Here is a 10,464-nt window from a genome sequence, read left to right on the forward strand (position 1 = left end):
TGATTGAAAATAAATTTGTTACCCGTTTCGTTCTTTCATTAGCAATTATGCATTATTCATTATTAATTCTTCATTACCTTTAAACATGCGAAAAAGTATTCTTTTCATCTGCATTCTATTTATTGCAGGATTGATTATTTACAGCGGTTGCAGAAAAGATCTTCCCGTGATAGATGTGCGTGACAGCAAGTACCCTGAAAAAATCGGCACGATCATTCTCACCAAATGCGCAGTGAGCGGATGTCACAACACGCAAAGCAAAGATGCATCTGCAGGACTTGACCTGAGTACATGGGATAAACTTTTCGAGGGATCGCGCAGCGGCGCAGTTTGCATTCCGTATTCGCACGATTTCAGCACGCTTTTTCTTTTCACGAATACTTATGATGATCTCGGCGGAAAATCTACTCCTACTATGCCGCTCAATGCCGATCCGCTTACGCATGATGAAGAAGTGGAATTGAGAAACTGGATAGATGCAGGAGCGCCCGATGCAAATGGATTCGTGAAGTGGTCCGACAATTCTCATCGCAAAAAATATTATGTCACACAGCAAGGTTGTGATAAAGTCTGCTCCATCGATCCTGAAAGCGGGTTGCAAATGCGTTACATAGATGTGGGGGCTGATGCTGCTGTAGAATCTCCTCATCTTATCAAACTTTCTCCCGACAGCCAGTATTGGTATTGTTCATTTATTGCAGGACGTTATCTCGAAAAACACCGCACGAGCGATGATGCACTCGTCGGAAGAATTCTGCTCGGCCCCACTGACAGCGCCGCTGTAGGATCGTGGAATACTTTCGCAATGACATCCGACGGACATTACGCTTACGTTGTGGACTGGAGTACGAACGGAAGAATTGCGCGCGTTGATCTGCAGAATATGATCTGGCTGCAAACTTACCAGGGTTCCGGTTTATTCACTCAACCTCACGGATCATTCGTAAGTCCTGATAACAACACGTTGTACGTTACTACAACCTCAGGAAATTTTATTTACAAAGTTGATGTGAGTTTGCCTCAACTGCCCAGTGTGAATCAGGTGATCATCGACGGAAGTCCGTTCCCTATCAATACTTCTTCTGAAGACGGACACGACATTACATTTTCTCCCGACGGAACAAAATATTATATCACTTGCCAGAAATCAAATAAAGTACGCGTGATGGATGCTGCGACGGATCAACTCATCGCAACAATTCCTGTTGGAGTTTATCCGCAGGAATTCGCAATTTCTACCAGCACTCCGTATTTGTATGTAACGTGCCAGGAAGATACCGCAACGTATCCCGGAATGCGCGGATCGGTTTACGTTCTGAATTACCAGACGAATACTTTTGTCGCGAGCGTTTATTCGGGATGGCAACCGCACGGAATTGTAGTGGATGATGACCAGCAAAGAGTAATTGTCGCAAACAGGAATATTTTTCCCGGCGGACCTGCACCTCATCACACCACAAGTTGCGGTGGAAGAAACGGATACATCACGGAGATCGATATGAGTTCGAACACACTGATCAGCGGAAGTAAACGCGAACTCATCGCCGATCCTTACACGTGCGCGTACCGGAGACGCTGATGCCTGAAAAATATTCCATCGTTCTCTTCGATGGCGTGTGCAACTATTGCAACACGAAAGTAAATTTCATCATCCGTCACGATAATAAAGATCATTTCCGCTTCACTCCTCTTCAATCCGCTCTTGCAAAAAAAATTCTTACTGATCATGGATTGGATCCGGAACAGATGAACAGTTTTGTTTTGTATGAGAATGATAAATGTTTTTTTAAAACGACGGCGATACTCAGAATGGCAAAACACCTCGGGGGATTGTATCCGTTGCTGTATGCGCTGATCATTATTCCTGCGCCAATCCGCGATATTTATTACAACATCATTGCGAAGAACCGTTACAAATGGTGGGGAAAAAAAGAAAGTTGTATGGTGCCGACACCGGAAGTGCGGAAAAAATTTCTGTGAAATGAAAGGGTATTAATGCCAATGGAGATTTTTTTGCAGCATGGGCGTGCGAATCCGCACAAATGAATTAATTTGCATCACCAAAAAATTCATGCATCATGAAAAATATTTTTACACTCACTGCTCTTCTTGCCACCACATTTTCTTTTTCGCAGAATGTGAATCACGCGCAAATGGAAAAAGAAAAGATCTTCTTCGAAAAAACCGGGCTCACCCTGAATGATCTTCGTGAAATGGCAGCACATCCTGAAAAGAAAAATGAGATCCTGAAAAACAGGAATGAAAATGAACGCAACGGAAATCCGAATACTCAACTCAGTAATGAAGTGATCGTAAGCGGAAGCACCGATATTGAATCTGAAATTCATGCGGCAATGAATCCGCTCGACTCCACGAAAATTGTTTGTTCGCCGAATACGCAGAACGGAAGTGGGCTCAGCAATCCAATTTATTATACTGGTGATTTTGCACAAACGTGGAATCCTGCAACGTTCAATAACGATCCGGATATTTCCGGCGGGTTCACACTCGGCGGCGGAGATCCGATGTTTGCTTTTGACAATAACGGCATCGCTTATTACTCGTGGATCAGAATTTTTTTCGCCGGATCAAGAGTTTACGCTGCTATTTACTGGGCTTCTTCGAGCGACAATGGTGCAACATGGCAACGCGCTGCGAACGATCGTGTGGCCATCGACTCTTCCACTTCCATCATCACATTGCCCGACAAAATTTTTGACAAGCAATGGATGATCGCAGATCGAACTTCTTCTTCTCCATATTACAATGATCTGTATTGCGCCATGTACCAGCCGCAGACTTCAACCGGCACCACCAACATTGTCGTTTATAAAAAACCTGCTGCGGCAAGTGCATTCAACACAACATGGGGAGTAGTTTCCGATAATACATTCATGACGGTTCAGTTTTCTGACATCGTGGTGGACAACAGCGGAAATGTGCACGTTACTTTTTTTGGATCGCAGGACAATGTGAATTACGCAATATGGCATAGCGTTTCTACGGATGGCGGAGCAACTTTTTCTACGCCGAATAAAATTGCAGATACGCATGTACCGCGTTTCAGCGCCGATCAGCCGAACGCAAATTTTGTAGGAATAGATCCGCAGCGTTTTTATCCTTGTCCGCATGTTGCCATCGATAATTCATCGGGGCCGAATGCAAATAATCTTTATGCAACATGGACAGCGAACGGTGCTTTGACTGCGAATACAACCGGGCTCGATATTTTCTTTTCACGTTCTACCGATGGAGGAATGACCTGGTCAACACCGGTGATCGTGAATAATGATACGGATCCGGCTGCTGATAATTTTTATTCTGCGATCACGATCAATACAGACGGAATTATTTTTCTCACCTGGTACGATCGTCGTCTTGATCCGGTGAATAATAAAACAACACATTATTATTTTGCGTATTCCGTTGACGGCGGACAAACGCTATTGGGAAACCAGCAGATCACGAATGTGGCAACTGATTTTTCCACGATCGGTTCGCAGAATTCGAATTTCGGAATCGGCGAGTACACGCAGGTGGTGGCGGCGCGCGGGTACGCGATACCCGTATGGACAGACGGGCGCACGAATGACGGTGACCTGAATATTTATTGCGCCACTATTCCCTGGGCAACTTATAGCGGAGTTCATGAATCAGTTGCGGTGAATCACCAGCACATCATTGCGGCTTATCCCAATCCTGTTTCGGACGATTTTTTTGTGACGCTGCATTTCGACAAAGAAGAAAATGTGCTGATGACGATCACGGATGTTGCGGGAAGAATGATAGAACAGAATTCGTGGACGTCGCACGCCGGAACGGAAAAAACAAGTTTCGATCTCACTCCTCTCAGCGCCGGTGAATATTTTTTCACTCTGCAAACTTCCGGAACGAAAGAAACTGTTCGTGTCACAGTAAAATAAAAATTATTCGGGAATATTCGGGGCCGGCTAATGGCCAACGCACGATGCAATCGGGAAAGTCATTTTTTCTTTTTCACTTTTTTCACTTCCCGCAGCCAGAGAATTTTTTTTTCGTAATCGATCACCGCTTTGTACCGGTGAAAAATATCACTGCCGATCACTCCGTCTATTTTCGGTAATCCGAGTTTGTGATACGTTTCATTCACGTGGCTCAGGTCGAGCACTACTGCCTGGTAATTCTGAATAACGATTTTTCCCAATGAGATCATCATGAGTTCCACCACATGGCTTTGCATCGTGGTTGTTCCAAGCCCGGTGGATAATTGTTCATTGAGTGAAAATTTTTCCTTCCCCAGGAAATGTCCGATGCGCGTTTTATCAAAAACGGTTTTTGAAGCGCCGGTGTCGAGAATAGCATTCGCCGATTTCCCGTTAATCTTCATTTTCACAGCGAGATGATAACCGTCTCCTTCTATGCCGAGAAATCGTATGGGTATCCGAACCTTCATGATGCTAAATTAAAAAAGCCGGAGACATTTCCGGCTTTTGTGAATTCTGATATAAAAAAATTATGCCGTAACGATATTCATTCCATCGAGTACGCTCATGACTTCTTTCACGGCTTTTGCAGAATCGTCGAGTAATTTTTTTTCTTCTGCATTCAGTTTGAGTTCAATGATCTGCTCGATTCCTTTTTTACCCAACTTCACCGGAACGCCGAGATAAATATTTTTCATTCCGTATTCTCCATTAAGCAAAGCACACACCGGGAAAATTCTTTTCTGATCGCGCACGATCGCTTCCACCATTTGTGCCGCTGCCGCGCCGGGAGCATACCATGCAGATGTTCCGAGAAGATTTACAATTTCTCCTCCCCCTTTTTTTGTGCGGTCGATGATGGCATCGAGTTTTGTTTTGTCAATGAGTTCGGTCACCGGAATTCCTCCAACTGTCGTGTAACGTGGAAGCGGAACCATCGTATCGCCATGTCCGCCCATGAGAACGGCCTGAATATCTTTCGGAGAACAATTCAATTCTTCCGCAAGAAATGCGCGGTAACGTGCGGTGTCGAGAATTCCTGCCATTCCGAAAACGCGGCTCGAATCTATTTTCGCAGTGAGATAAGCGCAGTACGTCATCACATCAAGCGGATTGGAAACGATGATGATGATCGCATTGGGTGAATGTTTGATAATATTTTCAGTTACCGATTTTACAATGGCCGCATTCGTGGAAATAAGATCATCGCGGCTCATTCCCGGTTTACGCGGAAGACCCGAAGTGATCACCACCACATCAGAGTTCGCTGTTTTGGAATAATCGTCGGTCGATCCTTTCACGCGTGTATCGTAAAGATTGATCGGCGCAGTTTGCCAGATGTCGAGCGCTTTTCCCTCGGAGAAATTCGGTTTGATGTCAACGAGAACAAGTTCGTTGCAGAGTTCTTTGTGTGCGATCACATCAGCGCATGTTGCACCTACATTACCTGCGCCTACTACAGTGACTTTCATTTGAGTTTCGGATTAAGTGATTGTTATGTGTACAGAAAAACGTTTCAAAATTAGGAATAGAATCTTTGGAAAGCTGCACGTGGCATGATTTTTTCGCCCATTTACAAAGTTCATCAAACTCCGGGTGAGCGTTCACGTACTTTAGTTACTGATGAGAATCCCCATCATTCCTATTTTTTTCGCTGCGATACTGACCTTCGTCATTTTTCCCGCGCACGCACAGGTTCCCACGAACCAGGATTGTCTCGATGCAATTCCTATTTGCCAGAATGTTTATTCCACTTCGGTTTCTTATAGCGGTGAAGGAACTTACCCGAATGAGATCAACAATAATTCTTCCTGCCTCAACAGCGGAGAACTGAATGATGTGTGGTACACTTTCACCGTACAGACAACCGGGAACCTGAATTTCACCATCACTCCTAACAACAGCGCGGATGATTATGATTGGGCCGTTTACAACCTGACGAATAATTCCTGTTCTGATATTTTCACAAATCCGGCAATAGAAACGAGTTGTAATTATTCAGCCACACCCGGAACAACGGGCCCTAATGGAGGATCAACACTCAACTCGCAGAATGCATCAGGAACTCCTTACAACCAGGTGGTGCCCGTTCTTGCCGGACAAACTTATGTAGTGAATGTGAGCAATTATTCTTCCACGCAATATGGATACACGATAAATTTCTCCGCTTCCACCGCAACAATTTTCGATATCATTCCTCCTCAAATATTATCAGTGACCAATCCGGGTTGCGGAGGAAATACACTTACAGTAACTTTCTCTGAAAATATTCTGTGCAACACGGTGCAGGCCTCCGACTTTTCTTTCAGCGGCCCGAATGGAAATTACACAGTGACCACCGTAAATTCTGCAGCGTGCAATGCGGGCGCGCAATACGACAACACATTTACATTTACAATTTCACCGGCAATAACAAGTGCCGGAACTTACACGGCAAATCTTGTCGGGCCTGTGACGGATCTCTGTGGCAATGTTGCAATTTATCCCGCGTCACTTCCATTCACTGTCGGATCATTCACATTTACGAATACAACAACTCCATCATCATGCGGAAGCAATAATGGAACAGCAAACATTACTGTGAATGGCGCCGGCCCCTTCTCTTATTCCTGGTCGCCTAATGTGAGTACCACTAATTCTGCCAATGGATTGCTGCCCGGATTTTATTCTGTAACCATCACGGATCAAGCGAATGGTTGCACGGGCGTTGATACATTTTCCGTTGCGTCGAATAATTCGCTCAGCGTTACAACTTCCGGAAATGATTCCATTTGTCCCGGAACTAATACAACAATGACGGCGAATGTTGCAGGAGGAAATAATCCGATCACGTATGCGTGGAGTAATGGTTTGCCGAATCAATCTTCTGTAACGGTTACACCTGCATCAACAACAACATACACACTGAATATTACCGATGCGTTAGGATGCTCTGCAGGTCCGCTGCTCTTTACTATTTCTGTTGCAGCACCGGTATCTCTTGTCGCAAATGGCGCTTCTCCTATTTGTGCAGGAGGAGGAACAACTTTGAATGCAAATGCAAGCGGAGGAATGGGAACAATAAATTACAATTGGAATCCCGGAAATATTTCAGGAAATATTGTTCTGGTTACTCCGGCTTCTACCACAACTTACACTGTTACTGCAACCGATCAGTGCGGGCAAACAGCGACACAAACAGTGAATATCATTGTGCAACAATCACCTGTTTTCAATTTCACAGCCGACACGAATTCCGGTTGCACACCATTGCTCGTGCATTTTTCGCTTGACACAACCGGTTTAGGCAATGCAACATTTCACTGGGATTTCGGTGACAACGGGTCGACATCGAATGCAGCGGAGCCACAACATAACTTCATTTCGGCCGGGTGCCACAGTGTTTCGCTTACGGTGTCTGTTCCGCCGGGTTGTGCTACAACACAAACCATTCCCTGCATGATCCGGACATTTGCACAACCGGTTGCTTCTTTCAGTGCAACACCAACGCTGACCGATATTCTCAATCCGCTGATTTATTTTACGAACACTTCTTCGGGAGCGAATACGTGGTATTGGTCGTACGGGGACAGTACAACGAGTACTCTTTACCAGCAGAATCACACGTATGATTTTCCCGGAAATTACCCGGTATATCTTATTGTGCAGAATGATTCCGGTTGCAGCGATACCGCTTACATGAATATCGTGGTGAATGACTACCACACTTTTTATATTCCGAATGCATTTACGCCGAATGATGACAATCACAACGAGATCTTCATTCCTGTTTTTTCGAATATACTTTCGCAGGATTATGATCTGATGATATTCGATCGCTGGGGAAAAATTGTATTCGAATCGAAGGATCCGGAGGTTGGATGGAATGGAACCTGGCAGAATAAGGGGGATAATGCTCCGGAAGATGTTTATGTTTACAAGATAGAATATACAGATAATTTATATAAACATTATAAAATGATTGGACATATTTCATTAATAAGATAGTATTTTACATTATTTTTTATTTTACATAATTATTTTTATTACTTTTTTATCCTATTCATTTGTTTGAATATTTATCAACAGATATTTTTCGACGAATTCCATATTGTTTCATCTGAACAGCATTTTATAATCGGCAAATCGATGAATGTTAATTGCTGCCACTTCAATGGACTTTTATTATAGATATACCCTTGACTTCTTGCTTACGTTTTCATAGGTTTGGTATTGGCAATCACATCCTTAACACAAGTTCTTCATGATTAAATTTTTCTGCTCCAGAACAGGATTCTACGTCTTGTCTTTGTTTGCGTTTTTCTTTTTCGGTTCTCCGATAAAGGTAGAAGCGCAGCTTACCGTAACTCCGGGAGTTTCCGCTGCAACACTTATTGCAAGTCTTGTGGGACAAGGTGTGACTGTGAGCAACGTTACCATCAATTGCCCTTCGAATGCTTACGGAACTTTTGCAAATGGAAATACCACGAACATAGGGATCACCAATGGAATAATCATGACGACTGGTTCTGCAGTTAATGCAATCGGTCCGAACAATTCAACAAGCGCAGGAACTTGCAACGGAACTTCTGCGAATGATCCGCAACTCACTTCACTCGATCCGCAGGCTACTCATGATCCATGTATTATTGAATTTGATATTACGCCGGCATGCAATAATCTTCAGATAAGATTTGTTTTCGGTTCCGAAGAATATCCTGAATTTGTGAATTCCGGATTCAATGACGCTTTCGGACTTTTTATCACCGGACCCGGGCCTGCATGCCAGGCGGGATTTTACAACAACAGCAATATGGCAACTTTGCCAAACAATACAACTATTGTTTCTATTGACAATGTAAATAACGTAACGAACAGCGCCTACTACATTGATAATACCGGCGGAGCTACAATTCAGTATGATGGTTTCACTACGGTACTTACTCGCAACATCGGCTTATGTCCATGTCAGACTTATCACTGGAAACTTGCAATTGCTGATGCCTCGGATTGCATTTACGATTCCGGTGTATTCATTGATTTTCTTGCATGCTCGAATGCATTGACAATAACTCCGTCTCAAACAAACGCGGGCTGCTCTGCTTGTACAGGAACTGCTACGGTTACTCTCACCAATGGAGTTGGCCCGTTCACTTACTCATGGTCTCCTGCTCCGGGAGGTGGACAAGGCACAGCAACAGCAACTGGACTTTGCGCGGGAACTTACACTTGCACGATCAATGATGCACTTTCCTGCACCGCACCTTTTACTCAAACTTTTACGATCATCAGTTCGGGCAGTCTCACACTTTCAGGTACGCAAACCAATATTTCATGTTTTGGCAGTTGTACAGGATCGGCGACAACTAATATTGTTACAGGAACAGGACCTTTCACGTATTCGTGGGCGCCTTCCGGAGGAACTGCGGCTACTGCAAATGGATTATGCGCGGGCACATATACGTGTACCGTTACTGCTTCCGGGGGTTGTACTGCAACACAAACCTTCAATATCACTTCTAATCCGGCCATAACAGATGTTCCCTCTCAGGTGAATGTCACCTGTTTCGGAAGTTGCAATGGAAGTGCTACCGTTGTCGCTGCCGGCGGAACTGGAACTTATACTTACGCGTGGGCTCCTTCAGGCGGAACTGCTGCAACGGCTTCTGCTCTTTGCGCGGGAAGTTACACGTGCACGATCAGTTCGCCTGCAGGTTGTACGCACACTCAAACTTTCACTATCACTCAACCAGCTGCTATCACTGATGTTCCTTCGCAGGTGAATGTTACCTGTAATGGAACCTGTAACGGAAGTGCTACAGTTGTCGCTGCGGGCGGAACAGGAACTTACACTTACGCGTGGGCTCCATCAGGCGGAACTGCGGCAACGGCTTCTGCTCTTTGCGCGGGAAGTTACACGTGTACGATCAGTTCGCCTGCAGGATGCACGCACACGCAATCCTTCACCATCACGCAACCTCCCGTAATTACTGCTACGCCTTCGCAGGTGAATGTTACTTGTAATGGAACCTGTAACGGAAGTGCAACCGTTGTCGCTGCCGGCGGAACTGGAACTTACACTTATTCATGGGCACCATCGGGTGGAACGGCTGCAACTGCTTCCGGACTTTGTGCAGGAAGTTACACGTGCACGATCAGTTCGCCTGCAGGTTGTACTATAACACAAACATTTAAGCCCGCTGCTATCACCGATGTTCCTTCACAGGTGAATGTTACCTGTAATGCATCTTGCAACGGAAGTGCAACCGTTGTCGCTGCCGGTGGAACAGGAACGTACACCTATTCATGGGCACCTTCCGGTGGAACCGCTGCAACGGCTTCTGCTCTTTGCGCTGGAAGTTATACTTGTACGATCAGTTCACCTGCTGGTTGCACACACACGCAATCATTCACAATTACACAACCAACTGTAGTTTCAACCACTTCTTCCCAGGTGAACGTTACCTGTTTCGGAAGTTGTAATGGAAGTGCTACCGTTACACCATCAGGCGGCACAGCGCCA

At 44.9% G+C, this 10,464-nt stretch carries 7 protein-coding genes; 5 read left to right on the forward strand and 2 right to left on the reverse strand.

The features are described from left to right. Positions 1–85 precede the first annotated feature (85 nt). The 3 genes from HY064_10145 to HY064_10155 all read left to right on the forward strand — a co-directional run bounded on the left by HY064_10145 (position 86) and on the right by HY064_10155 (position 3,923). Positions 86–1,579, forward strand: coding sequence for a YncE family protein (locus HY064_10145; GenBank protein MBI3511013.1), 1,494 nt, complete (start codon positions 86–88; stop codon positions 1,577–1,579). Next, the gene (locus tag HY064_10150) at positions 1,579–1,980 is read left to right on the forward strand and encodes a DUF393 domain-containing protein (protein MBI3511014.1); all 402 of its coding nucleotides are present in this window, start codon (positions 1,579–1,581) and stop codon (positions 1,978–1,980) included. Before HY064_10145 ends, HY064_10150 begins: the two co-directional genes overlap by 1 nt. Positions 1,981–2,078: 98 nt before the next feature. After that, complete coding sequence (locus tag HY064_10155) at positions 2,079–3,923, forward strand: T9SS type A sorting domain-containing protein (protein ID MBI3511015.1); 1,845 nt, start codon at positions 2,079–2,081, stop codon at positions 3,921–3,923. 59 nt (positions 3,924–3,982) lie between these two features. On the opposite strand, the gene HY064_10160 is transcribed toward HY064_10155, so the two are convergent. Further along, positions 3,983–4,432 carry a clan AA aspartic protease gene (locus HY064_10160; GenBank protein MBI3511016.1) on the reverse strand — a complete coding sequence of 150 codons (450 nt, stop codon included), beginning with the start codon at positions 4,430–4,432 and terminating at the stop codon, positions 3,983–3,985. A 60-nt stretch (positions 4,433–4,492) separates the two neighbouring features. Continuing rightward, positions 4,493–5,434: a malate dehydrogenase gene (gene mdh / locus HY064_10165; GenBank protein MBI3511017.1), complete on the reverse strand. Its 942-nt coding sequence runs from the start codon at positions 5,432–5,434 to the stop codon at positions 4,493–4,495. Between the two features lie 151 nt (positions 5,435–5,585). Between mdh and HY064_10170 the strand changes: the two genes are divergently transcribed. Together HY064_10170 and HY064_10175 are read left to right on the forward strand one after the other, a co-directional pair. After that, positions 5,586–7,949 carry a gliding motility-associated C-terminal domain-containing protein gene (locus HY064_10170; GenBank protein ID MBI3511018.1) on the forward strand — a complete coding sequence of 788 codons (2,364 nt, stop codon included), beginning with the start codon at positions 5,586–5,588 and terminating at the stop codon, positions 7,947–7,949. A 943-nt stretch (positions 7,950–8,892) separates the two neighbouring features. After that, on the forward strand, positions 8,893–10,464 hold a 1,572-nt coding region (locus HY064_10175), incomplete at its 3' end, for a SprB repeat-containing protein (protein MBI3511019.1).

This window comes from Bacteroidota bacterium, from assembly GCA_016194975.1.
Lineage (GTDB): Bacteria > Bacteroidota > Bacteroidia > Palsa-965 > Palsa-965.

Coding starts and splice junctions, on each gene's coding strand:
- HY064_10145 (MBI3511013.1), top strand. CDS start 86: ATGCGAAAAAGTATTCTTTTCATCTGCATTCTATTTATTGCAGGATTG.
- HY064_10150 (MBI3511014.1), top strand. CDS start 1,579: ATGCCTGAAAAATATTCCATCGTTCTCTTCGATGGCGTGTGCAACTAT.
- HY064_10155 (MBI3511015.1), top strand. CDS start 2,079: ATGAAAAATATTTTTACACTCACTGCTCTTCTTGCCACCACATTTTCT.
- HY064_10160 (MBI3511016.1), bottom strand. CDS start 4,432: ATGAAGGTTCGGATACCCATACGATTTCTCGGCATAGAAGGAGACGGT.
- mdh (MBI3511017.1), bottom strand. CDS start 5,434: ATGAAAGTCACTGTAGTAGGCGCAGGTAATGTAGGTGCAACATGCGCT.
- HY064_10170 (MBI3511018.1), top strand. CDS start 5,586: ATGAGAATCCCCATCATTCCTATTTTTTTCGCTGCGATACTGACCTTC.